The following is a 26,326-nucleotide window of genomic DNA, read 5'->3' on the forward strand; positions in this document are numbered from 1 at the left end:
CTGCTGGGCTTCCTACGGCCCTGACCTGGCCGAAGCCATCCGCGGGTTGTGAGCTGCCAGGCAGCGAGCTCGATCATTTCCACAACACGCCATAGTGTGCGCGGATGGAAGATCTGGGCCCCGTGGCTTGGCCGCCCGAGCCGATCAGCACCGAGAGGCTCGTGCTCCGTGAGCCCGAGATCCGGGACCGCGCGGCGTTCATCGAGCTGCTCGCCTCGCCGGAGGTGCACACCTACCTCGGCGGCCCCCGGCCGCGGGACGAGCTCGAGCGCGAGATGTCCGGGGTGCCCGAGCGGTGGCCCGGGAGCTTGGTCGTCGACCTCGACGGGTCGATGATCGGCCAGATCCTGCTCAGGAGGGCAACGGGGCACCGTCGCCCGGCCGCTGCGGGGAAGGTCGATCTCGGCTACCTGTTCCTGCCGCGTGCGTGGGGATCCGGGTACGCCGCCGAGGCGTGCACGGCGGCACTCGGCTGGCTCGCCGGCGCGCTTCCCGGCGAGCCGGTGGTGCTCACCACCCAGACCGCCAACGTCGGCTCGATGCGTCTCGCGGCGAAGCTGGGGTTCACCGAGGTGGAGCGGTTCGAGGCCTGGGGCGCCGAGCAGTGGCTCGGCATGTGGTCCCCGGTCGCACCGCCCGCTCGAGTTCGCGACCTCCGCCACCGCCCGCACCTCGGCTAGTCCAGGTCGGCCTGCCACAGGTCGGGGCCGAACACCTCGTACTGGATGTCGCGCGGGGCGACGCCGTGGTCGATCAGGCTGCTGCGCACGGCCTGCATGAACGGCAAAGGCCCGCACAGGTAGTACAGGGCGTCGGCGGGCAGGTCGACCGCGGTGGGGTCCATCAGCCCGTGGAAGACCCCGTCCACCGGCTCGTGGCTCTGCGCGTTCTTCTCGAACCACAGGTACATCCGGGCGTTCTTCAGGGCCAGGATGTCGCCGACCACCTGACGGCGCAGGGGGAAGGACGCGTCGTCGACGTCGGCGTGGAGCAAGGTGACCGGCAGCCCGGACTCGGCCGCGACCAGGTGCGAGAGCATCCCCGCCATGGGGGCGATCCCGATGCCCGCACTGGCGAACACCACCGGCCGTCCCGCGTCGTCCAGCACCACGTCGCCGTAGGGGAGCGAGAGCGTCAGGGTGTCGCCGACCTTGACCGAATCGTGCAGCAGCGTCGACATCTCGCCGTCGGGCTCGCCGCCCTCGCCGCGCACCCGCTTGACCGAGAACTGGCGGTGCTCCCCGTCGTCGGCCCGGGTCAGGCTGTACTGGCGCGGCTGGAGCTTCCCGTCGGGCATCCGCATCCGCACGGTGACGTACTGGCCGGGCAGCGAGGTCTTCACCAGGCGGTCGTCGATCCGCTTGACCACGAAGGTCACCACGTCGTCGGTCTCCCTGACCTTCCGGATCACCTCCCAGTCCCGCCAGACCGTCTCCGGCCGGACCCCGCGGGCGCTGTACAGTCCGCGCTCCTGGTTGATCAGGGCATTGGCCATCAGCCAGTAGACCTCCTCCCAGGCCGCGGCGACCTCCGGGGTGACCGCGTCGCCCAGCACGTCGACGATCGCCCACATCAGGTTGTCGTGCACGACCCCGTACTGGTCGGGGCGTATCCCGAGCGAGGCGTGCTTGTGGGCGATCCGGCGGAGCAGCTGCTCGGGCACCCGCTCCGGCGTCTCCACGAGCGTGGTGGCGAACGAGGCCACCGAGCCGGCCAGTGCCTGCTGCTGGTGGCCGTGGACCTGGTTGCCGCGGTTGAAGACACCGTCCAACAGCTCGGGATGCTCGCTGAACATGTGGGTGTAGAAGCGCTTGGCGATCTCGCCGATGTGGTCGGCGACGACCGGCAGCGTGGCGACGATGACGGGCCGGGACTTGTCCGAGAGCACGGGACACTCCTGCAGGGAACGAGCGGTGGACGGTGGACTCCGAACGCGGGACCGGGCGGCTGTTGCCGCCCCACGCCGGCCCCCCGGCCACGCTGCCCGCGCCCGGCCCGGGAGGCACGCCCGTGCGGCCGTTCGGGGGAGGGGCAGGGGGAAGTTCCCCGGGCGGGCCCTTGTCGATGCACGGGTACGACGTTCGGCCCGCCGCAGGGCGTCGCGTCACGCGTCGGGACCCGGCCCGGCCGGCGGGGTCGGCCCGGTGGGTTCGGGCGGTGCGCTCGGGCCGCCGGGTGCGCTCGGAGCGTTCGGTGCGGTCGGTCCGGTCGGTGCTGCGCCACCGCGGTTGCCCCGGCGTCGGACGAGGAGGGAGACGGCCACCAGGACCGCGCCGACCACGCCCAGCACGACGGGCAGGATGGTGCCGACGAGCGAGATGGCGTCACGGCCGTCCTTGGCGTCGTTCGCGGCGTCCTTCACGGAGTCGGCCGTCTGCCGGTACGAGACGTCGGAGACCGGCAGCAGCGGAAGGAAGGCGCCGTCGCTCGGGGCGACGACCCCGGCCGTGCGCTGCTGGGAGCGCTGTGTGTCGACCACGATGCCGGTCTCGGGCTCGATCCAGAACGTGTCGGCGCTCTGAAGCGTGTAGCTCAGCGGAACCGGATCGGGCAGCGTCGGCAGCAGTACGGCCAGTTTCTGCTTCGTCTCCTCCGAGAGCGTCCCGACCTGGGCGACCAGCGCCAGGGTGCTCTTCGGGACGGCCGGCGGGAGCCCGGCGAGCACCTGGGTGTCGGTGATCCGGGTGGCGGGCAGGCTCGCCTCGTACACGTAGGTGCTGACGCCGGACCTGCTCTCGGTGCGCGAGTACGTCAGGGGGGTCGTGGTCCCGGTCTCCGGCCGCCAGCCGGTGTACGTCTGCTTCTCCGCGCCGAGCGGCCAGCTCACCGTCAGGCCCTCGGCGTCGACCACCTTCCAGCTCGACGGGTGATCGGTGGCCGGTTCGAGGGTCTTGCGGTCGACGGCGTACTGCCAGGTGGTCTTCTCGACCGCGCGGCCTGCGGCGGCCGTCGTCCGGCTGTCGCTGACCAGGGCGGTGTCGTCCGAGGTGTCCAGCACCTTGACGGTCCGTTCGACGGTCAGCGGAACGTTCCGCTTGACGGCCGACAGCAGGTTGCCCTTCGCCACCTCCTGGGCGTCGAGCAGGGTCTTGAAGGTGCCGGTGTAGGAGCGCGTGACGTCGGTGTCGTCGGGCAGCCGGGCCACATAGGTGGGCGTGACGAAGAACGCGAGGAGGAACGCGCAGGCGATCAGGACCAGACCGACCACGACGCCGACGCCGCGGAGCACCATGTTCGTCCGCATGACCCGCTCCCACTGAACTCGATCCGTGCCGCTCCTGTCCGGCCCAGTGTCAGGTCAGCCAGGCACCTGCGCCACAGCGAGAGCCCCCGCCGTAGCCCAGGTGCGGCCGTCGTCCCGGCGCGCCCCGGCCCGCCCGACGGGAGTGATGGTCGAGCAGTTCAACCACGACGGCCTCGGACCTCCGTCTGCTGCTGCCCCTCATCGACGACCCCGGTCACACGGAGTCGGTGTCCCGCGGGACGGCGGCGAACACCGGGCCGTCGGCGGCTCTGACCAATCGGTAGGAGCGGAACTCCCTGTCGAAGCGTGCCCGGCTGCCGGGTACGGCACCGCGCAGGTCGGCCAGCAGCGCCGTGCCCGGCACCCGGGCGGCCAGTTCGGCGACCACCGGGTCCCCGCCGTCGGCCTGCAGCCGGGCGGCGGAGTGCAGCGGCAGTTCGGGGCCGGACAGGTTCAGGGCGTCCCAGAAGTCGTCCAGCCAGGGCTGGTCGCCGTCCTCGAAGCCGGTCTCGTCGACCAGGTCCTCGGCCGTGGTGATCAGGCGGTCCAGCCATGCCGGGAGCGAGTCGGCCTCGACGAAGAGGCCGCCCTCGCGATACTGCATCAGCACTTGGCCCCAACTGCCGCCGGGGGCGACATCGACCCAGGTCACCCCGCCGCCGCCGTCGTCGGTGACCAGCCAGTGGGGGTGGGGCACTCCGTGGCCGCCGCCCTGCCTCGGGTGCCCGGTCAGCGTGAACTCCCACGGCCCCACCGCGAATCCGCCCAGCCGGGTGAGCAGTCCGCGGACCGCTGTCGGAACGGGCACCGGCCAGCGGTCCACCTCGTCGGCCGGCACACCGGGCCGGATCGCCAGGTCGAAGGGGACGCGCTCGGCGAGCGCCTGCAACCGGATCAGAAGAGCGTCACCGCGAACCATGCCGGCCACGCTACCGGTACCGACGTCGCCCGCGGGGTTCAGGGCAGCGGGGTGCCGTGGCGCACGGGGACACCGGTCTGGTTGGCGCGGGTGACGACGGCGGGGGTGGCGCGTTCGGCGAGGGCGGCGATGGTGAGGGAGGGGTTGACGGTGAGGGAGGTGGGGACGGCTGCGCCGTCGGTGACGAACAGGCCCACATGGCCGCGGAGTTCGTGCTGGTCGGTGAGGGCGGAGGTGCGGGGGTCGTCGCCGATCCGGCAGGATCCCAGCGGGTGGGCGGTGACCGTGCCGCCGACCTGGTCGGTCCAGGGGTGGACGGTGGCCAGTCGGTCCTTCTCCAGGACGGCGCGCAGTTCGGCGTCGGCGGCGTCCCAGCCGGCCCGGGTGTCGGCGGTGGGGGAGTAGGCCATGGTGCCGAGTCCCAGGCCGGGGGCGAGGCGGGTGAAGCCGCCGGTGAGCGGCGGGGGTCCGAAGGTGCCCTCGTTGTCGTCCTCGGTCATGGCGAGCAGGGTCAGCCAGGACCGCCACGAGCGGCGCAGCTCGCGCTTGCCGGTGCCGAACCATCCCGGGGCGAGGGCGGCTCGGGCGAGGGTGTTGGTGACCGGCGGGAAGTAGATCTGCTGGAGCGTGAACCGGCTGAACTCGGGTGCGCTGCCGTCGAGGTGGTCGAAGGTGGCGGTGGTGATGGGTTTGCCGATCGGCAGCGCGGCGTACGCGGAGCCGTCCGGGCGGGACAGGCCCAGGAGGTCCCGGACCTTGGCCTCGTCCATGAGGGCGACGGAGACCCGGTCGCCGTTGCCGGAGAAGTGGCGGCCGACGGCCGGGGGGATGCCGCCCAGGGCGAGGGCGGAGCGTTGCAGGATGACCGGGGTGCCGACCGCGCCGGCCGCCAGGACCACGATCCTGGCGTGGATGGTGCCCGTCTCCAGGGTGCAGCCGTAGTCGGTGGGGTCGAGCACGGTGTAGCGGACGGCGTACCGGTGGCCGTCCAGCCAGGACGGGACGACGGTCTGGACTTCGTGCAGCGGCCGGATGTCGGCGCCGTGGGCCTCGGCGGCGGGCAGGTAGTTCAGCAGCATCGAGCGTTTGGCGTCGAAGCGGCAGCCCGACAGCATCCAGTTGCAGTCCGTGCAGCGGGCCGGGTCGACGGCGACCGGCACCGGGTTGCAGGTGCGTCCGGCCCGGTGGCAGGCCGCGGCGAGGACGCCGCCGGCGTAGGAGATGCCGTCCCAGTCCAGGCGGGTGGTCGGCAGGGCCTGTTCGGCCCGGTCGTACCAGGGGTCGAGGGCGGCGCGGGTCAGTGCGGCGGGCCAGAGGCGGCGCGCGAGGCTTCCCCGGCGTTCGAAGACGAAGGAGGGGGCGCGCAGGGAGGCGGCGAAGTAGACCACGCTGCCGCCGCCGACGCAGTTGCCGGCCACCACCGAGATGCCGTCGCCCTTGATGACGTCCACGGCCCTGGTGTAGGTGCCGAGGCGCAGGTCGTGGACGAAGTCGGCGGCGGCGAGGCGGGGGCCGCGTTCGAGGACGGTGACGCGGGCGCCGCCGGCGGCGAGGTGGTAGGCGGGAATGGCGCCGCCGAAGCCGGAACCGATCACCAGGACGTCGGTGGTCTGCGCGCTCATGCCGGGCTCCCCGAGGCGGTGGTGTTCGGATGCAGGGCGGCCAGGGGCCGGTCGTAGGAGTGCTCGGGGAAGCGCCACAGCCCGTCCGGGTCGGGGGCGGGGAAGCCGATCCAGGCCAGCCCCGGATGGCCGGCGGCCAGGGCGTCGGTGGTGTGCCGGTGGGCGGCGGTGTCGAAGGCGAGGCCGACCAGCAGCGCGAGCACCTGCCAGATCGGGCGGTCCGGGTCGTCCGGGTCGAACAGGCCGGTGACGAGGGCGGTGCGATGTTGGAAGGGCAGGCCGACGAACGGCGGCCAACCGGGCGGGAGCCAGAGCAGGTGGGCGGCGGCCCGGGCCAGCGCTCGGGCGTCGAGCAGGCCGGCGATCCCCGGCAGCCACGGGCCGAGCGGCAGGTCGGGGGAGGCGAGGACCTGGACGGCGCCGGCCTGGACGGCGCCGGGGCCGGTCACGACGCCGACGATCGGCAGATCGCCGGCATGGCGGCGCTGTCCGGGGATCAGGGTGTCGGCGAACGCCTCCAGGCTCTGCGTGGTCCAGGCGGTCAGCGACGTGGTGGCCTCGGCCGGGGCCGTGGTCAGCGGTCCCGCGGCGAGGAGCGTGGCGGTGGCGGCGAGGGCCTTGAGCAGGCCGCGGCGGTCCAGCGGGGCAGGGGGCACGGCCGGTTCACCCGGCCAGCGCGCAGCGCAGGTCGAACGGCAGCTCCGTGCTGAAGCCGCTCTCCCCGGAGGCGGTGCCGTAGGCGGCGAGCGCGTCCGCCAGTTCGGGGTACCGCGGCCGCAGGGCGATGACGGCGTCGCCGATGCCGACCGGGACACCGTCGATGCGGAAGCCGGTCAGCCGCACTCCGGCGCGCCGGCCGGCCTTGTCCCACCAGTACTGGCCGTCCCATGCCACCCACGGCACCGCCCCGGTGGTGGACTGCACGCTCCAGTGGTCCTTCTGGTAGTAGCGGCAGGTGAGCAGGGAGGCCGCGATCCGGGCGGGCTCGGCGAGCAGGAAGCGCAGCGCGCCGCCGTTGTCCACGGTGATGTCGCGCTTGCTGTACTCCACGCACAGCGGGTCGGCGAACGCCAGCCACCACGGCGGCTGCTCGCCCTCGCCGTAGTGGTGCCAGGCGCACGTGGCGGCGAAGTCCGGTTCGGCGAACGGCCCCGGAGCGGCCGGGGACACGGCGGCGGCCGGGGTGGCGGCGGTGGTGGTGGCCGCCCCGAAGGCCAGGGCGGCGGCGAGCAGGGCGGTACGCAGACGTGGACGGGACACGGGACCTCCTGGAAACGGAGCAGGACGGGGGTGTCGCGCGGGGAAGCGGCACGCCGCCACAGCCGTGGTCGGCGGGCGGGGCCGGCACGGACGAGGATGCGGCACGACTACCGGCGAGTACAAGAGGTGTGACGGTGACTCATCCACTCAGCCTGTTCCCGACCGGGTGGCGTGCGCGGCCTTTGCAGCGCTTCACCGTCGCGCTATTGACGGGATGTCAGGCCAGTGGTTCAGTGGCTCAGCCACTGACTGTGCGGATCGCAAAGGGGGCGGGCGATGGGATCCCGCGGAACGGCCTTCGCCGAAACGATGCTGGGCACCGTCCGCCTGACCGGGGAGGCCGAGGCGCGCCCCGTGCGCCTGGACCTCGCGGTGCGCTCGGACGTACTGGTGCTGCCGCACCGCACCACCACGGCCGCGGTGACCGGCCGGGTGCGGATCCGGGGCATCACCGACGATCCGCAGGCCACGGGGGAGTTGGAGATCTCGCCGCTGGCCCGCAGGCGAATCCGGTACCGGCTGGAGTTCACCGCCGACGGCCGCCGCTGCACCCTGGACGGCTGGAAGTCCGTCTCGCTCCGGCGACCCGTGCGGTCGCTCACCCTCCTCCCGTACACCCTGTCCGCGGACGGCCGCGAGATCGGCCGGGGAACCCTGCGATTCCCCCTGGCCACCGGGCTGCTGCCGTGCCTTACCGGCTGGCGCTTTCCCCGGCACGGGGAAGGAGCGCGGCAACTGGCGCCGCGCTGGGACGGTACACCGGGCCGCACCGAGGTCTGGTACGCCACCCTCACCGACCCCACCGACGGGACCGGCCTCTGGCTGCACCACGAAATGGTGGCCCCCACCGACGGCTCGCCCGCCCGGGTGCACGGCTGGATCGCCCTCTTCCCGTCCGAGGGCCCGGTGGAGCACGCCCGGTTCGGCCCCGCCCCCCGGCCGTCCAGCCCGCCCTTCTCCTCACCGTCCCCACCGCAGACCGGGGAAGGCGCGCGGCAGCTGCGCGGAACCGCCGGCCCGTACACCTGGAACCTGACCGAACACCCCGTGGGCGAGCCGCTCTACACCTTCCCCCGCTGGGCCTGGCGCCACGGGCTCCTGCCCGCGGCACAGATGCTGCCGGCCGCCGCCTCCCGCTACACCGGCACGATCAACCACCCCGGCGGCGTGCTGCACCTGGACGACGCCCCCGGGGCGACCGCCCGGATCTACGGCCACGGCAACGCCCGGCGGTGGGCCTGGCTGCACGCCGACCTCGGCCACGGCGACGTCCTCGAGGCCGTCGCCGCCGTGTCCAGGAAGCCCGGACTCGACCGGCTGCCACCCCTGGTGTTCCTCCGACTGCGCCACCGCGGACGCACCTGGCCGCGAAGCGCGCTGCGCCCGGCCGTCGGCTGGGCGGGCCCGGGCCGGTTCACGGCGAACATCGCACTGCCGGTCTGGACGCTGACCGGCCGCACCCCGCTGCGCCGTATCCGCGTCACGGTCACCCAGCCGCAGGAGCGCACCTTGGCACTGGAGTACACCGACCCGGACGGCAGCCGGGCGGTGTGCCGCAACAGCGAGGCCGCCGACGCCACGGTCGTGCTCGAACGCTGGTGGGGCCGCTGGCGCCCGGAGGCGTCCTGGACCCTGGCCGGGACCGCGCACGCGGAGGTGGGCGACCGATGAGCCGCAGCCTGCGGGGCCTGGTCGCGGCCCTGCTCGCCGACGACGGCCGCACACCCTGGCCGGCGGACGTTCCCGCCCGGCTGGACGCCCTCCTCGCGCACCTCCCGCGCCCGGCCCGGGTCTCGTTCCACGGCGCTGCCGCCGCCCTCGACGCCTACACCTTGCTGCAGACCGGAGCACGGCTCGACCGGCTCACCCCGGCCGGACGCGAAAGCGTCATCGGCGCCCTGGCCGCCCGACCGGCCCTCCTGTCGCTGCTGGACGCACTGAAGGTCCCGGTCGTCCTGGCCGCAGGCACCGAACGCCTCCTCCACGAGACCGACCCGCCGACCCCGCCCGTCGCGCCCGAGGACCCGCCGCTGGACTGCGTGCCCTCCGCCCGATGGCCCGACCGGGCCACCGCCGACGCCGTGGTGATCGGCTCCGGCGCCGGCGGTGCGATCGCCGCCCGCACCCTGGCCCGCGCCGGGCTGCGCGTCATCGTCGTCGAGGAGGGCCGCCACCACACCACCGCCGACTTCGGGCGGCGCCCGCCACTGGACAGGTTCACCGACCTGTACCGGGACGGCGGCGCCACCGTCACCGCCGGACGGCCACCGATCCTGCTGCCCACCGGCCGCGCCGTCGGCGGCACCACCGTGGTCAACGCCGGCACCTGCTACCGCACCCCCGACCGCGTCCTGCACCGCTGGCACCACCACCACGGGCTCGACCTCGCCGAACCGAAGGCCTTCGCCGACCGGCTGGACGAGATCGAACGCACCCTGCGCGTCGCCACCCAACCCCTCGACGTCCTCGGCCGGGGCGGCCTGCTCACCCTCGAAGGCGCCGAACACCTCGGATGGCAGGCCGGGCCGCTGCGCCGCAACGCCCCCGGCTGCCGGGGATCCACCCAGTGCGTGGTGGGCTGTCCCACCGGTGCCAAGCAGAGCGTCCAGCTCTCCGTGCTGCCCGACGCCGGCGCCGCCGGCGCCAGGATCGTGACCGGCGCCCGCGTCACCCGGATCCTCACCGACCCCGACCGCCCCGGCGGCCCGCGCGCCGCCGGCATCACCGCCCGCCGCCCCGACGGCACCACCCTCGACATCCTCAGCCCCCTGGTCGTCCTCGCCGCCGGGGCCCTGCAATCCCCGGCACTGCTGCGACGCTCCGGCCTGGGCCGGCACCCGGGTGTCGGCCGAAACCTCGCCGTCCACCCCGCCACCAGCGTCGCCGGCCGCTTCGACCGGCCGGTCACCGGAGGCCCGGCGGTGCTGCAGAGCACCGGCGTGGAGGAACTCCACCACCAGGGCATCCTGATCGAGGCCACCGCCCCACCACCCGGTATGGGATCCTTCGTCCTCCCTGGCCTCGGCCGGGAGCTACGGGCCGAGCTCGACGCCGCCGACCACCTGGCCACCCTGGGCGCGATGATCGCCGACCGGCCCGGCGGCCGCGTCGTCGGCCGCACCGGACGACTCGTGCACTACCGCCTGGACCCGCGCGACGGCCGTACCCTGCTGCGCGCGGTCGCCGCGATGGGCGAGCTGCTGTTCGCCGCCGGTGCGACCGAGGTGCTCACCGGCCTGCCCCGCCACCCGAGAGTGCGCACCCCCGCCGAACTGCACCAGGTGCTCGCCGGCACCACACCCGCAGGCCTGCACCTGTCCGCCTTCCACCCCACCGGCACCGTCGCCCTGGGACGCGACCCGCAGACCGCCCCCGCCGACGAGCTCGGCCGGCTGCGCGGCATCCACGGCGTCCTGGTCGCCGACGCCTCGGCACTGCCCACCTGCCCGGAAGTGAACCCCCAACTGACCGTCATGGCCCTCGCGCTGGCGGTCTCCGAGAACGCCGTCGAGCGCCCGTGAGCCGGCCCGGCGACGGCCCGGCACGGCACAGGTCGTCCACTGCGGCGGCCGGGAGCCGGCCTTGACGGCCCGTCCGCCACCGGCTTGACTCCCGGGCAGAGGCCGAGCCGTTCAGCCACGGCAATCGAGGAGCAAGGAGACCGATACCGGTGCCCCCCGAGATCATCCCGCGCCAGTCCGTGGTCGACCTGCTGGCCCACCGGCTGCGCCAGGACATCCTGGACGGCACCCACCGCCCCGGTGCACTGCTGCCGCCCGAGCGGGATCTCGCCGCCGGCTACGGGGTCACCCGTACCACGCTCAAGCACGCCCTGTCCCGCCTCGAGCAGGCGGGCCTGCTCAGCACGCGGCACGGCATCGGCACCCGGATCCGTGACTTCCTCCACGAGGGCGGCGCCGACCTCCTGCCGATGCTCGCCGCCCACGACCCCGGCTGGCTCACCGAGGTCTTCGAGGTACGCCGCCACATCGGCGCCCTCGTCGCCCGCCGCGCCGCCGCCCGCCGCACCACCCGCCAGGCCCGGCGCCTCGACGAACTCCTGCAGGCGGTCCGGGACGCACCGGACGGGGACGCCGCCCAGCTCGCCGACATCGAAGTGCACCGCGAACTGGCCCGCGCCACCGGCAACCGCGTCTACCTCCTGCTCACCAACACTCTCTTCAACGCCTACCTGCCCGTCCGCGCCGCCCTGCGCGCCCCGTTCGACGACCCGACCGCCGCCGCCGACCGGCTGGCCCCGATCGTCCGGGCGGTGGCCGAGGGCCAGGAGGAGCAGGCCGGGCAGGCCGCCGAGCAGTACCTCCGCACCACCGAAAAGATCATGCTCGACTCACTCCGGGTGAAGCGGGCCGACTGACCACGCGTCGGGCGCCCGCATCCGCTCGCGGGCGGGTGCGGTCGGCGGCCCGTCCGGGCGTCAATCGGCCGACTGCGCGGGTGGGGGATCGGTGGATCGGAGGCGGGCCGTAACCAGAGCGCCGCGGTCACCCATTGACGGGGACCCCTGGACGGGTGTGCCGCCGGCTACGGGGTCACCCGTACCGCGCTCAAGCACGCCCTGTCCCGCCCCGAGCGGGCGGGCCTGCTCAGCACGCGGCACGGCATCGGTACCCGGATCCGTGACTTCCTCCACGAGGGCGGCGCCGACCTCCCGTGCCGGGCTGCGGCGAACTGTTCGAACGACCTCTCGCGCTCCGGCGACATCCGTGCCAGGCGTCCGCCGTCGGAGATGACCGACGACGGACGGCTCCACGACCCGGCACGGCTGTCCTGCAGACGGGACCGGATACGACGGGCTGCCGGAGCGGGTCCGCCGCACCGATTCGGGGAGAACGTCCCGGCCGGCTGGAGGAGGTCGCGGATCCCGCCGTGGGGCGGCAATCGAGCCGGGGCTATTGACCATCCGGGCAGTGCTTTCTACATTCTGTGGAAACCGAATTGCGGAACATCAGTTCTGCATCGTGGAGATCCACTCAAGGGTCGGGCCCGTTCGCCGCGGGTGCCGGCAGGTGGGCGACGGCACCGCCGTCCGCCAGGGTCGTCCCGACGCCGCCGGGTCCCGCTCCGGTCGCCGTTCCCGGGCCCGAAACCACCTCGGATGTGGAGGGACAGTACATGGGACGTCGCACAACGCCCCTGAAGCCCGCAACGCCGCCGCACCCCGTCGACGAGATGCTGCCGCCCGGCCGGATGGCGACCGTCGCCCTCCAGCACGTCGCCAGCATGTACGCCGGTGTCGCCGCGCCGCCGCTGATCATCGGCGCTGCAGCCGGGCTGACTCCGGCCCAGCTCACCACGCTGCTGGCCGCCAGTCTGTTCATCGCCGGTATCGCCACCCTGCTGCAGACCCTGGGCTTCTGGCGGATCGGCTCGCGGCTGCCGTTCGTGAACGGCGTCTCCTTCGCCACCGTCTCGCCGATCCTCGCGGTGGTCGAGGCGAAGCAGGGTGCGGCGCTGCCGCTGATCTTCGGCTCCACGCTGGTCGCGGGCCTGTTCTGCTTCCTGCTGGCACCCGTCTTCTGTCGGCTCGTCGGATTCTTCCCCCCGGTCGTCAGCGGCACGGTGATCACGCTGATCGGCATCTCCCTGCTGCCGGTCGCCGGGAACTGGGCCCAGGGCGGCAACTCCCGGGCGCCGGAGTACGGCTCCCTGACCAACCTGGGCCTGGCAGGGCTCACCCTGGTGTCCGTGCTGCTCTTCCACCGCTTCCTGCGCGGCTTCCTGCAGCGGATCGCGATCCTCCTCGGGCTGCTCGTGGGCACCCTGGCGGCGATCCCGTTCGGCAAGGTGGACGCCCATGCGCTCGGCAGCCTGCCGCTGTTCGAGTTGCCGCACCCGTTCGCCTTCGGCGCGCCGCGGTTCGAGGCCGCGGCGATCATCTCGATGCTGGTGGTGATGGTGGTCTCAATGACCGAGTCCACCGCCGACATGATCGCGCTGGGCGAGGTGGTGGAGAAGCCGGCCGACGACCGCACGATCGCCGGCGGCCTGCGGGCGGACGGGCTCGCGACGGCCTTCGGGGGAGTGTTCAACGGCTTCATCTGCTCGGCCTTCGCCCAGAACATCGGGCTGGTGGCGCTGACCAGGATCCGCAGCCGCTTCGTGGTGGCCCTGGCCGGGATGTTCCTCGTGGTGATGGGCCTGCTGCCGGTCGTCGGCGGGCTGGTCTCGCTGGTGCCGCAGCCGGTGCTCGGGGGAGCTGGCGTGGTCCTGTTCGGGTCGGTGGCGGTGGCGGGCATCCGCACCCTCGGCAAGGCGGACCTGGGCGCGGGCTCGAACGCGATCATCGTCGCGGTCAGCCTCGCCTTCGGCATCTTCCCGATCGCCTACCCGGCCTTCTACCGGGCGTTCCCGGAGCAGGTCGCCACCGTGCTGCACTCGGGCATCTCGGCGGGCTGCCTGCTCGCGGTCACGCTGAACCTGCTCTTCAACCACCTGGGCCGCAGGCGTGAGGTCCCGCCCGCGCACGTGCCGGAAACCCGGATCGAGGCCCTGGGCCGGGTGGGGGACCCGGCCTGACCCCTGCTCGACGCGAAGTGGTGATCGTGTCGGGCGCAGGCTGCCGGTGGCCACGCTCCGGGCGCCGGGGACCTTCGACGGGTGAGAGGAGCCCGCGGGACCCGTTCCCTGCAGCGGCTCGCGGCCGACCACGAGACCCCGAACGGCATCAACCACCGCATCCGCACCACCTGGTTCGACCCCGCCAACTCCGAAGCCCTCCGCCGGGCCCTCGACGACCTCCTCGCCGATCTGAACCAGCCCGGCGGCCAGGCCGGGGACCCGAGGAACACCCAGGACCCGGGCCTGACGTGAGTGGCCCCCTGCCTCGCCGGGGAAGCACGTCGCGGGCACCCGTGTCCGCCGCCGGGCGGTGAAGATCCCGCCCGGATCGGTGCAGTCGTGAGCGGCGTCGGCGAGGTCCCGTTCGGCCGTGCTCCGGCGTCGCGCCCGTCCCGGGCGAAACCGGGGAAGGCCGGGCACGGGGCCGTGCTGAACCCGTCACCTGGCTTGCCGGTTGACCGTTTGCCCAGGTGAGGGCCCGCCTTCGGCGCCAGCGGAGGGCGGGCCTGCTCCCTGAGCCACCGAGGTCCAGTAGACCTTCGATAGCAAGGCGATATCAGGGAAGTGCCAACTAATTGAAAGCAATCAAGCTGATGTGGGTGTAGAATCAGAGACATGAGGGCGGCCTCCAGGACCGGCATCAACGTGATGCCCACAGCTGCCCACCAAGGGGGAGACCACCATGGGCTACCAGCTCGACGCGGCACGCGCGACGATGGACGAGCGGCTGCGTCAGGCCGAGCAGCACCGACTCGCCCGCGCGGCCCAGCGCAAGAACCGCACCACCGCCCAGGCCAAGGCCCGCAAGGCCTGAGCACCCGGCACCCCGTCCCCCGAAGACATTCGTTCTCGAGCCCGCTCGGGAACGGTCCACGAGATCCCGTCCGGCCCACGCGGCCGGGCGGGATCTGTGCTTGTGCGCATCGCCTCCCGTGACCAGCGGCTACCTCGCACGGTTCCGGCTGTGCCCCGGGCGCCCGGCGACACAGGCCCGGCCGGGCCCGCGGCCGCGAGGCCGTTCTCTCCCCCGGCAGTGCCCGACCTCGGAGATCGGGCCGGAGACGGTGGGCGGGTGCGGCCCGCCCGGGTGGTGGGGTGGGGCAAGCTGGGGGTGACCGGCAGGTCGGCCCGTACTGGTGGAGGAGGTTGCGCGATGGCCGGGGAGTGGACGGCGGCGCTGGTGCTGGGCCTGGTGGTGCTGGTCGGTTCGTCGGTGCAGCGGATGGCGGGGATCGGGTTCGCGCTGGTGTCGGCGCCGGTGCTGGTGCTGCTGCTGGCCCCGGCGACCGGGGTGGCACTGGCGAACTGCGCGGCCGGGGTGATCAGCCTGATCGGGCTGGCCACCGCGTGGCGGCGGGTGCGGCTGGGGGCGATGCTGCCGTTGGTGTTCGCGGCCGCGGTGACGGTGCCGCTGGGGGCGTGGGTGGCGGCCCGGCTGCCGGAGCCGACGCTGCTGGTCGGCATGGGGGCGCTGGTGACCGCGGCGGTGCTGCTGGTGCTGCTGGGCACCCGGGTGCCGGCGCTGGGCGGCAGGGGCGGGGCGTTCGCCGCGGGCGCGGCCAGCGGGTTCATGAACGCTTCGGCGGGTGTGGGTGGCCCGGCGATCTCGCTGTACGCGGTGAACGCCGGCTGGACGGTCCGCGAGTTCGTGCCGAACGCGCAGTTCTACGGGGTGCTGGTGAACGTGTTCTCGGTGAGTGTCAAGGGGCTGCCGCAGCTGTCCGGTCCGGCGTGGGCGCTGGCCGGGGCGGGGGTCGTGGCGGGGACGGTGGTCGGGGCGGCGCTGGCCGCGCGGACGCCGGAGCGCCCGGCCCGCCGGATCGTCCTGTTGCTGGCGCTGGCCGGTGGGGTGGTCACGGCCGTGAAGGGCCTGGCCGAGCTGTAGCCGGTGCAGGGCGGACGGCGAGGTTCCGCCGAGCGGGGCGCTGATTCACCCGGCGCGGGCACCGTCGAGCGCCCGTGGATGCGGGCGCCGGCGGGCGTGTCCGGCGAACCGGCCATGTGTGGCCGGTGTCCTGGCCTGTTCCGGGACGGCGCGGAACACCACTGTCAGTACTGCCGGCCGTCCTACCGGGACGGCTTCCGGGGGCATCCGTTGCGCCCGTGTTCGCAGCCGTACGACAGATTTTGGGGGAAGCATGGCACTGGAGCTGCCGCCGGAGCTCGCCGCGGTGCTCGACCTCCTCGGGCTGGACTGGCCCCGGGCGGACGAGGACGAACTGGTCAGGCTCGCGGACGGACTCAGAGGAGTCGCCTCGGCGATCGACTCGGTCCAGATGACCGCGGACAAGGCCGTGACCGTGCTGGGGGAGGTCTACCACGGTGCCTCGGCGGACAGGCTGGCCGAGCTGTGGGGAACCGTTTCGAAGTACTCCGGCCTGGTGGTGGAGGCCTGCGGGGTCGCCGCGAACGCGCTCAACGCGGCGGCCCTGGTGATCGAGGGCTGCAAGGGTGCGACCGTGGTCCAGCTGGTGGCCACCCAGGGTGAACTGGCGGCCTCCGCGCTGATCGGGCCGGAGGGCTCCGCGGCCGTCGTCGCGGTCGGTCGGCAGCTCCTGTCCGCCCTCCTGGACGAGGCGGTGTCGGCGCTCGGGCAGGCGCTGGCCCAGCCGGTGGCCGATCTGGTGGAGACCGTGGTCAAGCAGCTGGTGCCCGGCGGCGGGCCGGGGCCGGCGGCCGGTGCCGGTGCCGGGTTCGGGGTGGACCTGGCCCAGCTGGCCTCCTGCGCGCTCGAACTGCGGCGCCACGCCGACGACATCGACTCCCACGGCAGTTCGTTCCGGCAGGTCGTCGAGGGCCTGGACGTGGGCGCTCCCGGTGACGCGTTCGGCAGGCTGGTGATCGCCGCCGCCGAGCAGATCGCCACCACCATCGGTGTGGAGGTGCTCGAGCGGCTCCTCGGCTGGTTCCGGGGCACCGCCGACCGGATGGACCAGGTGGCCCGGAACCTCACCGAGAACGAGGACTCGCACACCCGGCAGATGCACGGCATCCTGTCCGGACAGGAATCCCCGTCATCGTCCCGCCCGCTCCAACTCGCGGGCGGGGCAGGCGAGACGGCCGCGGGCAGCGCACACCGTGCGGGCCCGGCCGCGACCGGCGGGGCACACCCCGGGCCGCACCACGCCGACGCTGCCGGACCGCTCGTCGGCGCCGGGGCGAGCACGGGCCGGCCCCCCGGGCCGTACACGGCGGACCGGCCCGTGGGGGACAGGCCAGGGGGAGACAGGCCCGTGGGGGACGCCGGTCGCGCCGGTGTTCCGCCGCAGCAACCGCGGGCCCTGGCGGGCGGCCCGCACCCCGCCGCCCCCCACCACGGCACCGGCCAGGTGCCGCCGAGGAGCGAGGCCGGATCCGGCGCCGGCCACCGGGGAGACGGACCCGGCCCCCTCGACCGCGGGCCGGCCGTGCAGACACCCGGGATGCCCGGCCCGGCCCCGCACGGCCAGACGGGCGGGGGCCCGCACCAGGGCGGGCCGGGTGGCCAGGGAGCCGCCGGGCAGGTGCGGGACGCTGCGGCGGCACAGCCGAACGGCGCACCCCGCCCCCGCCGGGACGTGCCCGCCGAAGACCCCTTCGAACTCCCCGCGGCACCACCACCGTCACGTGCCGCCACCGCCCGGGACGCCTGAGGGCCCCGCCTCGGTCGATGGTGGCCCCGGGCCCGGGGCACTCGCCCCGATCGCCGTCAGAGCAGGCCGGTGTCGAGAGCGAGGTCGAACGGGGCGGGCAGCCGGACGGAGGTGCCGAAGGGGTGGGGGCCGTCGGCGGTCGCGTAGCCGAGGCGGGTCGGCTCGCTGAAGAGCGTGCACTCGCGGTTCTGCCGGTCCACCAGGAGGTACAGCGGCGCACCGTACTGCCCGTAGCGGCGTCGCTTGGTGACCCGGTCGGTCTCCGCGTTGGACGGGGAGCCGACCTCGACGATCAGCAGGGTCTGGTCCGGCACCAGTGGACCCTCGGTCTTCATCGCGAGTTCCGCGGGCACCACCGCCAGGTCCGGGATGTACCAGTTCTCACTGCCGGGCAGGTCCAGGTTGCCGGAGCCGGACACCAGGTCGAGCTCGGCCAGCCGCACGGTGAGCTGGCGGCGGACCACGTCGGCGGCGGACTCGTGTGCCCAACTCGGCGACATGGGGGTGATGACTCCTTCGACGATCTCGGCCCGGTCGCCGGCGACGTGGCGCAACGCGTACTTGAGCGCCCGTTCCGGGTCGGCCACGGTGCTGTAGTCCTCGGGGTGCTGCGATGCTGTGCTCACACGTTCTCCTTCCCGCCCCGATTGTCCTCCTCCGCGGCTGCCGACCGGTCCTCGACGCGGCAGAGGACCGCCCGGTGGTTCAGCCGGCCAGGATCCGCTGCTCCTTCCCGGCCTCGATGCCGATCGGGATTCCGGTCAGCCCCTGGGTGTAGGTGACCTTGGCCGATCCGCCGTTCTGCAGCCAGGCCCAGGTGTCCCTGGCGGTCTCGGCGACCGGTCGGCAGCGCAGCCCGGCGGCGGCCGCCTTGGAGCTGTCGGCACGCCAGGTTCCCCGCCAGTCCGGGGTGTCCGGGGTCCACAGGGGCAGTTCGGTCCAGGGCCGGACCTCGGCGGCGAGCAGGGTGGCGTCGTCCGTCCAGACCAGTTCGGCGTCCGATCCGGTGGCGCGGGCGCAGGCGTCCAGGAACTCGCCGTAGGTGGTCTGGCCGATCGGCGCGGTGGTGACGAACCGTCCGGTCAGGCCCCGGTCGATCAGGTCGAGGCCGAAGGCGGCGAAGTCCCTGGCGTCGATCAGCTGCATCGGCCGGTCCGGGTCGCCGGGGGCGAGAACCCGGCCGCCGCGGGCGATTCGCTCCAGCCACCAGGGCATGCGTCCGATAGGTTCGTACGGGCCGTAGAGCAGCCCGCAGTTGAGGACGGACGAGCGCTCGCCGAACTGTTCGGCCAGGGCGCGCTCGCAGCCCGCCTTGAGTGCGTTGGCGAAGGGCTGGTCCTGCGGGACGTCGGCCGGGCAGTCGAGGGTCTCGGAGGTCTCGTCGACGGGCTTGGCGGGCCAGTCGGCGAAGGCGTGGACGGAGGAGACGAAGCTGTAGTGGCCGGCGCGGTCGCGCAGCAGCCGGGCGGTCTGCGCCACGTCGTACGGCTGCTGGCCCGAGGTGTCGACGACGGCGTCCCAGCTCCTTCCGTCGACCAGGCGCTCCAGGTCCTCCAGGCGGGTGCGGTCACCGTGCACGGCCTCGGTCCGGTCGAGGTCGGCACCGCTGACCCCGCGGTTGAAGGTGGTGACCTGATGGCCACGCGAGAGGGCTTCTGCGACGTAGGCACGCCCGAGGAACTTCGAGCCGCCGAGCATGAGGATCTTCATGTCGGACAGCCTCTCCGCGGCGGGTGGCCCGTACACGGCCGTTCACTGCGAGCGGATCCGGCCCGACCCGGTGGAGTCGCTCGGCGAGATGCTGGTCCGGCACGGCAACGACAAGGACTTCCCGGCCACCCGGATCTCGTACAAGCTGAACCTGCGCGGGCCCAGCCTGAACGTGCAGACCGCCTGCTCGACCGGGCTGGTCGCGGTCCACTCGGCCGTACAGAGCCTGCTGCTGAACGAGTGCGACGCGGCCGTCGCGGGCGCGGTGTACATCCGCGTCCCCCAGGAGTCCGGCTACCAGTACCAGGTCGGCGGCGTGCTGTCGTCCGACGGCGTCTGCCGGCCGTTCGACGCCTGAGCCAACGGGACGCTGTTCACCAACGGACTGGGCCTGGTGCTGCTGAAGCGGCTCGGTGACGCGATCGCCGACGGCGACCGGGTGTACGCGGTGATCGCCGGCTCCGCGGTCAACAACGACGGTGCGCAGAAGGTGAGTTTCACCGCCCCGAGCGTCTCCGGGCGGGTCGCGGTGCTGCGCGAGACCCTGGAGATCTCGGGCGCCGAGCCGGGCGACCTCGGCTACCTCGAGGCGCACGGCACCGGCACCGCGCTCGGCGACCCGATCGAGATCGAGGCGATCAAGCAGGCGTTCGGCACCGAGGGCGCTCCCTGCGGCATCGGCTCGCTCAAGGGCAACTTCGGCCGCCTCAACATCGCCGCCGGCATCGTCGGCCTGATCAAGGCGGCCCTGGTCCTCAAGCACGGGTACGTGCCGCCGGCGGTGAACGTCCGCGAGATCAACCCCGCCCTGGAGCTGGAGGGTTCGCGCTACTACGTGACCACCGAGGGCCGGGAGCACGACCGGGGCCGCACCAACTGGGGTTCGGGGTCAGCGCGCGCAGCGCCGGCCGCCGCTCCCGCGACGAGCTGACCGTCTTCAAGTCCACCGGCCACGCCGCCCTGGACGTCGCCGCCGCCTCCGTGGCGTACCACGCGGCCCGCACCCTCGGCCTCGGCACGGTGGTCGATCTGTGACCGCCCGGACGGCCCGTCAGCCCGGCAGGACCTCGAACTCCGCGGGCCCGAGGGTGAGCACGCCGTCGCTCAGCGGGGTGCAGCGGACACCGCCCTTGTCCCGCAGGGCCCGCTGGGCGCCGGGGCCGATGACGGCGTCCATCCAGGCGCAGGGGCGGGCGGCACGGCGGACGGCGAGCAGCACGGGCCCGGTGCCGCAGTCGAGCGAGACGGTCCGGCCGAGGTACGCGTCGATGTTGACACCGCGGAGCAGCACGTTGCGGCGGGCATGACGCAGGTCCGCGTCCGGACGGATGCCGAGCGGGAGGTTCTCGGCGGCCATCAGCGTGACCGCGGCATCCCGGTGGGCCGGACGGGCGTAGTAGCGGTCCCCGACGAGTCCGAGGCCCTCCCGCACCTCGGCGGTGCGGACGAGCTCGCCCGGGTGGGCCGGGGACGGCCCCTCGGACGGGCGCCCGGTGTACCGGTGCGCCGGCGACACCAGGAGCTGCACCACCTCGACCACGGCCATGCGTGCCAGCCTACGCCGCCGCACGGCACCGTCGACGCCGACCGGGACGGCCGGACGACCGCACCACGGGCTGGACGCGGGCCCGGCCCGGTCGGAGGAGCAGGTTCGCCCGGCCGGGGTGTCAGTACGCGTTGTGCCGCCGCAGGCGCACCGGTCGGCCGTCCGGGTCGACCAGGAGCCGGTTGAGCGGGCGGGCGACGGCGGTGGTGGTGCGGGAGAGGACCGGCGGCCGGTAGGTCCGCAGCCGTCCGGGTGGCCGCGGGCCGAGGCGGCCGCCGTCGTGCCATGCGTCGAGCGCGGCCGCGGACCGGGCGAAGGCCGCGAAGGCGCCGAGCGGGTCGGACAGCTCGGCGGTGGTGGCGGGCCCGTCGTCGGCGTCCAGGTGTTCCCGGGCCAGCCGCAGCCGAAGCTCCCGGGCGAACCGGCGGGCGCCGTCACCCCGCCCTCCCGGGTCGGCGGGCGGCCGCCCGTCGGGCGTGCCGTCCAGGACGGCGCAGTTGAGCTCCGAGTCGTGCGTCCAGGAGCGCAGGTTGATGTTGTCGGAGCCGACCGAGGCCCACACGTCGTCGACGATGCAGACCTTGGCGTGCACGTAGACCGGGGTGCCCGCGTGGTTCTCGACGCCGTACACGGCGACCCGGTCGCCACCGGCGCGGCGCAGCTCCTGCAGTGCGCCGATCCGGCCGACGAGGTTCATCGGCAGGGTCAGCCGGCCGTCCTGCTCGGGGACGGACGGGATCACCGCGACCAGGCGCAGCTCCGGGTTGTCGGCCAGCGCGCGGGCGAAGCACTCCACGACCCTCGGCGACCACAGATACTGGTCCTCCAGGTGGACGAGCGCCCGGGCGTGCCGCAGGGCCTTCAGGTAGCTGCGGGCGACGCTGCGCTCGCCGTCCGGCGCGAAGGGGTACCCGCGGAGCAGCCGGTTCGGGTAGGTGCGCAGCACCTGGACGGTGTGCGGGCCGCAGGCGGGCGGGTCGGGCAGCTGCGGCGGCAGCCGTCCGGCGCTCTCGTCCTCGTGGTGGAGCAGGCTGCGCAGCCGGGTGAGCGGGCTGCGGCTGAGCGGTGCCGGGTCGTCCCAGCGTTCCCGGAAGCACGTCTCCAGGTCGCCCACGGCGGGGCCGCGGACGGCGAGCTGGACGTCGTGCCAGGGCGGGTGCGGACCGTAGGCGTCCGCGATCGGCTGGGCGTTCGGGTCGCCGTGGTGACGGGCGTCGTCACGGCGGTTGCGGCACAGGTCGATGCCGCCGACGAACGCCGTGTCGAGGCCGGTACGGCCGGGGTGGCGCAGGACGACGAGCTTCTGGTGGTGCGAGCCGCCGGGACGGACCCGCATGTCCAGCAGGCACTCGCCGCCGGCCTGCTCGATCTCCTCGCCGAGGTGGCGGTTCTCGCGTTCGCTGAACTGCAGGCGGTCGAGGTGGGAGCGCCAGACCAGACCCTTGACGACGACCCCGCGACAGGCGGCCGCGGCCAGCACGTCCCCGACCTCCGTGCCGGGGCCGGCCAGCCGCTCGTCCGGGTCGCCGCGCCAGTCGGTGAACAGCAGGAGGTCGCCGGCGCGCTGCCGCCGGACGGCGGCGAGGAGCTCGGCGAAGTACTCGGCGCCGTGCACCAGAGGCCGCACGAGGTTCCCGGTGGACCAGGCGGTTCCGCCGGGCCGACGGCGGTCGAGTGCCGTCGCCGGGTTGCCGCGCTCGCCGGCGGTCAGCAGCCAGTCGCCGGGGTGCACGGGTGCTCTTCACCGCCGCTCTCGTCCGTCCCCACCCTTTCGACGCTACGCCTCGACGGAGCGCGCCACGCGTTCCCGGCGTCCCGGCCGGACACGAGAGCGGCCGGACTTTGAAGCAGCCCTGCCGCCCGTCGGCTCACGATGCGTTCCGGCACCACCCGCACCACGGATTGCCGAGCTGCTCAGAAATTCTTTCCGGTATCTCCAGAAAGGATTATCACTCCACTTCATGGCGGCTTCCCGGCGGGTTGTAATGAATTTTTGACGGTTCGGTGACGAAACGCAGCAGCTCAGTCGGCAGCGGTCCGGAATTCGGCCGGCAGGGGCTCTCGGCGGTTCGCATCGACTCTATTGACGTGTCACGTTCAGGAAGGGCAGGGTTGCTCCCGCCCGGCCGTCCGGTCGGGGAAACAGCGAGCAGGGAGGTTCTTTGTGAAGTCGACTGCTGCACTGAAGAAGACGGCCAAGAAGATCACCGTCCGTCGGACCGGCGATGTGCGTCTGACCTCGGCCGCGTGTCAGTGCCCGTACCACGTCAACGCCTGACGGTGACCCTGTGAGTCCCGCCCGGGCGCGCCGGATCCGTCCGGTGCGCCCGGGTTCGGCCGAATGCCGGGCAGATCGGTTCATTCGAGGTTTTGGAGCGCCGTGAGCGAATCGACCATTGCTTTGTACGAGCTGAGTTTTGTCCCGGAGGGCGACGAGGTGCTGGTCGGCCGACTCGACACCGGCTCGTACGCGGTGTTTCCGGCGGACGGCGCGGAGCTGCTCCAGCGGCTCACCGAGGGAATGCCCCTGGACCGGGCGGCCGAGTGGTACGAGGAGACCTTCGAGGAACCGGTCGACGTCGAGGATTTCCTCGACACGATCCGCGAGTTGGGATTCGTCCGCGAGACCGGGGCCGAGCGGGCCGCCCCTGCGGCGCCCGTCCGGTTCCGGCGGCTGGCCCGCGCGGCGTTCTCGCCGGTGGCGTGGCTCTGCTACCTGGCGGTCGTGGCGCTGTGGCTGCTGGCCCTCGCCGGGCACGGCGACCTGCGCCCCCACCCGTCGCAGATCTTCTTCGTCAAGTCGCTGCTGGTGGTCCAACTGGTGATCACCTTCGGGCAGGTGCCCCTGCTGCTCGCCCACGAGGGCTTCCACATCCTGGCCGGCCGCCGGCTGGGGCTGCCGACCAAGCTGCGGCTGAGCAACCGGCTGACCTACATCGTGGCCGAGACCGAGACCAACGGGCTGCTCAGCGTGGAGCGCCGCAAGCGCTACCTGCCGTTCCTGGCCGGCATGCTCTGCGACGCCGTGGTGCTGGCCGTGCTCGGCCTGATCGCCGAGGCCGGCCGCCACGCCGACGGCACCTTCTCGACCACCGGCCGGGTCTGCCTCGCCCTCGGCTTCACGGTGGTGATGCGGTTCTGCTGGCAGTTCCAGCTGTACCTGCGCACCGACCTGTACTACGTCTTCGCCACCGCACTGCACTGCTACGACCTGCACGACGCCGCCAAGGCCGTGCTGAGGAACCGGATCTGGCGGCTGCTGGGCCGCCCGGAGCGGCAGGTCGACGAGAACCGGTGGACCGAGCAGGACCGCCGGGTCGGCGCCTTCTACGGGCCGTTCATCGTGCTCGGGTTCTGCGTCCTGGTGGGGATCACCGTCTTCGCCAGCATCCCGGTCACCCTCGAATACCTGCGGATCGCCGCCCGCGCCCTCGGCTCCGGACGCGTCGACGCGCACTTCTGGGACTCGCTGCTGTCCCTGGTCCTGAACGCGGCCCAGGCCGCCGTACTGATCGTCCTCGCCCGCCGCAAGCGCCGCGAACAGCGCCGGACCGCCCTCGCACCGGCGACCGTTCCCGCGTCCACGGCCCTCGCTGCGCCCGCGACCACCACCGCGTCCGCGACGGCCCCCGCGTCCGCGGGCGTCCCGACTCCGACCGTTCCGATGGAAGGGTGACCCGACATGCCCAGTCACCGCTGGATCGTCAGCGAGCTTCCGCCGGCGCCGCCACGACCGGCCGCCGGCGAAGTCGTCGCCCGCTGCCACCGGCGCCTGCGCGGGCCCTACACGGGCGTGGACACCGTACTGCGCGCCGTGCTGCCCGAGGCGGTCCGCCGGTGGCCCGAACTGGTGGACTTCCACCGAGTGGAACTGCTGTACGGGATGCCCGGGTTGGCGGACCTGATCGGCCCGGCGCCGCGGACCCTGGCGGTCGAGTCCTCGTTCGAGGAACGCACCCGGTTCTTCGGGGCCGGGATGATCCGGTGCATGAGCCAGGGCGTGGTCTCCTTCCTGGTCGAACACGCCCACCGGCTGCGGTCGGCCGGCGAGCCTGCGCCGCATCTCGTCCTCGACCAGGCGGACCAGGCCGAACCGACCACCCAGGAACTGATCGCCCTCCTGCTGCGCAGGGCCGATCCCGCGCACCTGCGGCTGACCGTCCGCACCGGCACCGGCGAACTGCCCGAGGAACTGCACCGGGCCCTCGAACGACGCGCGGAACGCCTGGACGGGGAAGCCGACCGCCCGGACGGGGAAGCCGAGGTGAGCGGAGACCGGCAGGCGCGTACGGACGAGGAGCTGGCGCAGGCGTACGTCCAGGGCGACTGCGCCTCCGGCGACCCCGCCGAGCTGCGCGCCTACCGGGAAGCACCGTCCGAGCTGCGGGCCCGGCTGCACGACCGGCGTGCCGAGGAACTGGAGGACGCCGGGCCCGACCGGAGCGTGCGGGTCGGCGCGCTGACGTACCACCGTGAGCACGGCAGCGACCCGTCCGGGGCGGGCCGGATCGCGCTCCTGGCGGCCCAGCGGTACTGCGTCGAGGTCGGGTTCTCAGCGGCGGTGATCGACCTCGGCCTGCGCGGGCGCGCCGTCACCGACCCGGACGCCCACCCGCACGACTTCTGGGAGTTCACGCACCAGGCGGCGGCGGCCTGCATCCCGCTCGGCCGCCACGAGCAGTCGATGGACCTGTACCTCGACGTCGTCCAGCGGTTCACGGACCCCAAGGTCCACATGATGACCAGTTACTCCATCGCGATGCTGCACACCCGGTTCCTGCGGCCCCGCGACCACGACCTGGCGCTGCGCTGGCAGAACAACGCCGCCGCGATCGCGAGCATCCTCCCCGACCCCGCCGAGCGGCTCACCTTCAGCGTCTTCCACGACAACGGCCTCGCCCTGGTGGAGATGCACCGCGGCAACCCGGACCGCGCGCTGGACCTGGTCGAGTCCTGCATCGCCCGGCTCGACGCGAAACTCACCGACTCGCAGTGGCAGCTGCACCGCTCCCAACTGCTGTACAACCGGGCCCGGCTGCTCACCGCCACCGACCGGCTGGACGAGGCGTTCGCCGACTATTCGACGCTCGTCGAGCTCGACCCCTACTACACCGACTACCTCTCCGAGCGGGCCCGGATCCACCGCACCCGCGGCGACTTCGCGGCCGCCCTCGCCGACTACGACCGCGCGGTCGAACTCGCGCCTCCGTTCCCCGAGCTGTACTACAACCGCGGCACGGCCCGGGCCGAGGCCGGCGACACCAAGGGCGCGCTCGCCGACTTCGGATACGTCCTGGAGATGGAACCCGACGACCTCGACACCCGGCTCGCCCGCGCCGAACTCCTGCTCGAACTTGAGGAGTTGGAGGCCGCCGACGACGATGTGACAGCCGGCCTGGCGCTGCGCCCGCAGGACCCCCGGCTGCTGTGCATGCGCGGCACCGTCGCCCTGCAGCGCGGCGAACTCGCGCAGGCGCGCGAAGCGCTCGACGCCGCCCTCGTCCTCGACCCCGAGTACCCGGCCGCGCTGCTCAACCGCGCCGTCGTCCACTACGAACAGGGCCGGCACCCGGCCGCGGTGGCCGACCTGACCGCGCTCCTCGACCTGATCGGCGACGACCCCGACGTGCTGCTCAACCGCGGCATGGCGCACCAGGCCGGTGGCCGCCCCGACCTCGCCCTGGCCGACTACGGGCGCGCCCTCGCGCTGCCCGGCGCGGACCGGCCGGAACTGGAGGCCCGGAGCGCCGAATGCGCCGCCGCCGGCTGACGGCGACCGGGCACGCCGAGACCGAACCGACGACCAGAAAG

General features: G+C 73.6%; 23 protein-coding genes. 13 read left to right on the forward strand and 10 right to left on the reverse strand.

Features of this window, described 5'->3' with window-relative positions; genetic code table 11:
- Positions 1–104: 104 nt before the first annotated feature.
- Positions 105–680 carry a GNAT family N-acetyltransferase gene (locus tag AB0M03_RS30525; protein ID WP_363497181.1) on the forward strand — a complete coding sequence of 192 codons (576 nt, stop codon included), beginning with the start codon at positions 105–107 and terminating at the stop codon, positions 678–680.
- On the opposite strand, the gene AB0M03_RS30530 is transcribed toward AB0M03_RS30525, so the two are convergent.
- The 6 genes from AB0M03_RS30530 to AB0M03_RS30555 all read right to left on the reverse strand — a co-directional run bounded on the left by AB0M03_RS30530 (position 677) and on the right by AB0M03_RS30555 (position 7,045).
- Positions 677–1,888 carry a globin domain-containing protein gene (locus tag AB0M03_RS30530; RefSeq protein WP_363497184.1) on the reverse strand — a complete coding sequence of 404 codons (1,212 nt, stop codon included), beginning with the start codon at positions 1,886–1,888 and terminating at the stop codon, positions 677–679. The genes AB0M03_RS30525 and AB0M03_RS30530 overlap by 4 nt on opposite strands.
- A 216-nt stretch (positions 1,889–2,104) precedes the next feature.
- Positions 2,105–3,244: a porin PorA family protein gene (locus AB0M03_RS30535; protein WP_363497185.1), complete on the reverse strand. Its 1,140-nt coding sequence runs from the start codon at positions 3,242–3,244 to the stop codon at positions 2,105–2,107.
- A gap of 214 nt (positions 3,245–3,458) precedes the next feature.
- Positions 3,459–4,163 carry a hypothetical protein gene (locus tag AB0M03_RS30540; protein ID WP_363497188.1) on the reverse strand — a complete coding sequence of 235 codons (705 nt, stop codon included), beginning with the start codon at positions 4,161–4,163 and terminating at the stop codon, positions 3,459–3,461.
- A gap of 38 nt (positions 4,164–4,201) precedes the next feature.
- Positions 4,202–5,785, reverse strand: coding sequence for a GMC family oxidoreductase (locus tag AB0M03_RS30545; protein WP_363497190.1), 1,584 nt, complete (start codon positions 5,783–5,785; stop codon positions 4,202–4,204).
- Positions 5,782–6,441: a DUF5987 family protein gene (locus AB0M03_RS30550; protein ID WP_363497192.1), complete on the reverse strand. Its 660-nt coding sequence runs from the start codon at positions 6,439–6,441 to the stop codon at positions 5,782–5,784. The genes AB0M03_RS30545 and AB0M03_RS30550 overlap by 4 nt, the downstream gene beginning before the upstream one ends.
- A gap of 7 nt (positions 6,442–6,448) precedes the next feature.
- The gene (locus tag AB0M03_RS30555) at positions 6,449–7,045 is read right to left on the reverse strand and encodes a hypothetical protein (protein WP_363497194.1); all 597 of its coding nucleotides are present in this window, start codon (positions 7,043–7,045) and stop codon (positions 6,449–6,451) included.
- A gap of 276 nt (positions 7,046–7,321) precedes the next feature.
- Here AB0M03_RS30555 and AB0M03_RS30560 point away from each other — a divergent pair, with 276 nt between their 5' ends.
- The 8 genes from AB0M03_RS30560 (at position 7,322) to AB0M03_RS30595 (ending at position 17,259) form a co-directional block, all read left to right on the forward strand.
- Positions 7,322–8,716 carry a hypothetical protein gene (locus AB0M03_RS30560; protein ID WP_363497197.1) on the forward strand — a complete coding sequence of 465 codons (1,395 nt, stop codon included), beginning with the start codon at positions 7,322–7,324 and terminating at the stop codon, positions 8,714–8,716.
- A complete protein-coding gene (locus tag AB0M03_RS30565) occupies positions 8,713–10,566 on the forward strand; it encodes a GMC family oxidoreductase (protein ID WP_363497200.1) in 1,854 nt (617 codons plus the stop codon). The genes AB0M03_RS30560 and AB0M03_RS30565 overlap by 4 nt, the downstream gene beginning before the upstream one ends.
- Positions 10,567–10,715: 149 nt before the next feature.
- A complete protein-coding gene (locus tag AB0M03_RS30570; protein ID WP_363497202.1) occupies positions 10,716–11,423 on the forward strand; it encodes a GntR family transcriptional regulator in 708 nt (235 codons plus the stop codon).
- Positions 11,424–12,181: 758 nt separating this feature from the next.
- Complete coding sequence (locus AB0M03_RS30575) at positions 12,182–13,585, forward strand: nucleobase:cation symporter-2 family protein (RefSeq protein ID WP_363497205.1); 1,404 nt, start codon at positions 12,182–12,184, stop codon at positions 13,583–13,585.
- 81 nt (positions 13,586–13,666) lie between these two features.
- The gene (locus AB0M03_RS30580; protein ID WP_363497208.1) at positions 13,667–13,879 is read left to right on the forward strand and encodes a hypothetical protein; all 213 of its coding nucleotides are present in this window, start codon (positions 13,667–13,669) and stop codon (positions 13,877–13,879) included.
- 430 nt (positions 13,880–14,309) lie between these two features.
- On the forward strand, positions 14,310–14,441 hold the full coding sequence (locus tag AB0M03_RS30585; RefSeq protein ID WP_363497211.1) for a hypothetical protein: 132 nt from the start codon (positions 14,310–14,312) through the stop codon (positions 14,439–14,441).
- A gap of 339 nt (positions 14,442–14,780) precedes the next feature.
- Positions 14,781–15,512, forward strand: coding sequence for a sulfite exporter TauE/SafE family protein (locus AB0M03_RS30590; protein WP_363497214.1), 732 nt, complete (start codon positions 14,781–14,783; stop codon positions 15,510–15,512).
- Between the two features lie 253 nt (positions 15,513–15,765).
- Positions 15,766–17,259: a hypothetical protein gene (locus tag AB0M03_RS30595; RefSeq protein WP_363497217.1), complete on the forward strand. Its 1,494-nt coding sequence runs from the start codon at positions 15,766–15,768 to the stop codon at positions 17,257–17,259.
- A 56-nt stretch (positions 17,260–17,315) separates the two neighbouring features.
- Here the strand turns inward: AB0M03_RS30595 and AB0M03_RS30600 are convergent, their stop codons facing one another.
- On the reverse strand, positions 17,316–17,885 hold the full coding sequence (locus AB0M03_RS30600; RefSeq protein WP_363497220.1) for a Uma2 family endonuclease: 570 nt from the start codon (positions 17,883–17,885) through the stop codon (positions 17,316–17,318).
- A 79-nt stretch (positions 17,886–17,964) separates the two neighbouring features.
- The gene (locus AB0M03_RS30605) at positions 17,965–18,969 is read right to left on the reverse strand and encodes an NAD-dependent epimerase/dehydratase family protein (RefSeq protein ID WP_363497223.1); all 1,005 of its coding nucleotides are present in this window, start codon (positions 18,967–18,969) and stop codon (positions 17,965–17,967) included.
- On the opposite strand from AB0M03_RS30605, the gene AB0M03_RS30610 reads away from it, so the two are divergent.
- Complete coding sequence (locus AB0M03_RS30610; RefSeq protein ID WP_363497226.1) at positions 18,968–19,327, forward strand: beta-ketoacyl synthase N-terminal-like domain-containing protein; 360 nt, start codon at positions 18,968–18,970, stop codon at positions 19,325–19,327. The genes AB0M03_RS30605 and AB0M03_RS30610 overlap by 2 nt on opposite strands.
- Positions 19,328–19,363: 36 nt before the next feature.
- The gene (locus tag AB0M03_RS30615; RefSeq protein WP_363497229.1) at positions 19,364–19,900 is read left to right on the forward strand and encodes a polyketide synthase; all 537 of its coding nucleotides are present in this window, start codon (positions 19,364–19,366) and stop codon (positions 19,898–19,900) included.
- 120 nt (positions 19,901–20,020) lie between these two features.
- On the opposite strand, the gene AB0M03_RS30620 is transcribed toward AB0M03_RS30615, so the two are convergent.
- Both AB0M03_RS30620 and AB0M03_RS30625 read right to left on the reverse strand, forming a co-directional pair.
- Positions 20,021–20,515 (reverse strand): molybdenum cofactor biosysynthesis protein, encoded by a 495-nt coding sequence (locus AB0M03_RS30620; RefSeq protein WP_363497232.1) that lies wholly within the window; start codon positions 20,513–20,515, stop codon positions 20,021–20,023.
- A gap of 121 nt (positions 20,516–20,636) precedes the next feature.
- On the reverse strand, positions 20,637–22,247 hold the full coding sequence (locus AB0M03_RS30625; RefSeq protein ID WP_363497234.1) for a phospholipase D family protein: 1,611 nt from the start codon (positions 22,245–22,247) through the stop codon (positions 20,637–20,639).
- A gap of 648 nt (positions 22,248–22,895) precedes the next feature.
- Between AB0M03_RS30625 and AB0M03_RS30630 the strand changes: the two genes are divergently transcribed.
- Together AB0M03_RS30630 and AB0M03_RS30635 are read left to right on the forward strand one after the other, a co-directional pair.
- A complete protein-coding gene (locus tag AB0M03_RS30630; RefSeq protein ID WP_363497237.1) occupies positions 22,896–24,191 on the forward strand; it encodes a hypothetical protein in 1,296 nt (431 codons plus the stop codon).
- Positions 24,192–24,197: 6 nt separating this feature from the next.
- Complete coding sequence (locus AB0M03_RS30635; protein WP_363497239.1) at positions 24,198–26,285, forward strand: tetratricopeptide repeat protein; 2,088 nt, start codon at positions 24,198–24,200, stop codon at positions 26,283–26,285.
- Positions 26,286–26,326 lie beyond the last annotated feature (41 nt).

The sequence above is a fragment of the Kitasatospora sp. NPDC051914 genome (assembly GCF_040680995.1).
Classification (GTDB): domain Bacteria; phylum Actinomycetota; class Actinomycetes; order Streptomycetales; family Streptomycetaceae; genus Kitasatospora.

Bases quoted from the DNA above. Each gene is read 5' to 3' on its own strand.
- AB0M03_RS30565 (WP_363497200.1), top strand. From the start codon at position 8,713: ATGAGCCGCAGCCTGCGGGGCCTGGTCGCGGCCCTGCTCGCCGACGAC.
- AB0M03_RS30560 (WP_363497197.1), top strand. From the start codon at position 7,322: ATGGGATCCCGCGGAACGGCCTTCGCCGAAACGATGCTGGGCACCGTC.
- AB0M03_RS30575 (WP_363497205.1), top strand. From the start codon at position 12,182: ATGGGACGTCGCACAACGCCCCTGAAGCCCGCAACGCCGCCGCACCCC.
- AB0M03_RS30540 (WP_363497188.1), bottom strand. From the start codon at position 4,163: ATGGTTCGCGGTGACGCTCTTCTGATCCGGTTGCAGGCGCTCGCCGAG.
- AB0M03_RS30620 (WP_363497232.1), bottom strand. From the start codon at position 20,515: ATGGCCGTGGTCGAGGTGGTGCAGCTCCTGGTGTCGCCGGCGCACCGG.
- AB0M03_RS30595 (WP_363497217.1), top strand. From the start codon at position 15,766: ATGGCACTGGAGCTGCCGCCGGAGCTCGCCGCGGTGCTCGACCTCCTC.
- AB0M03_RS30545 (WP_363497190.1), bottom strand. From the start codon at position 5,785: ATGAGCGCGCAGACCACCGACGTCCTGGTGATCGGTTCCGGCTTCGGC.
- AB0M03_RS30610 (WP_363497226.1), top strand. From the start codon at position 18,968: ATGTCGGACAGCCTCTCCGCGGCGGGTGGCCCGTACACGGCCGTTCAC.
- AB0M03_RS30605 (WP_363497223.1), bottom strand. From the start codon at position 18,969: ATGAAGATCCTCATGCTCGGCGGCTCGAAGTTCCTCGGGCGTGCCTAC.
- AB0M03_RS30535 (WP_363497185.1), bottom strand. From the start codon at position 3,244: ATGCGGACGAACATGGTGCTCCGCGGCGTCGGCGTCGTGGTCGGTCTG.
- AB0M03_RS30590 (WP_363497214.1), top strand. From the start codon at position 14,781: ATGGCCGGGGAGTGGACGGCGGCGCTGGTGCTGGGCCTGGTGGTGCTG.
- AB0M03_RS30635 (WP_363497239.1), top strand. From the start codon at position 24,198: ATGCCCAGTCACCGCTGGATCGTCAGCGAGCTTCCGCCGGCGCCGCCA.
- AB0M03_RS30525 (WP_363497181.1), top strand. From the start codon at position 105: ATGGAAGATCTGGGCCCCGTGGCTTGGCCGCCCGAGCCGATCAGCACC.
- AB0M03_RS30585 (WP_363497211.1), top strand. From the start codon at position 14,310: ATGGGCTACCAGCTCGACGCGGCACGCGCGACGATGGACGAGCGGCTG.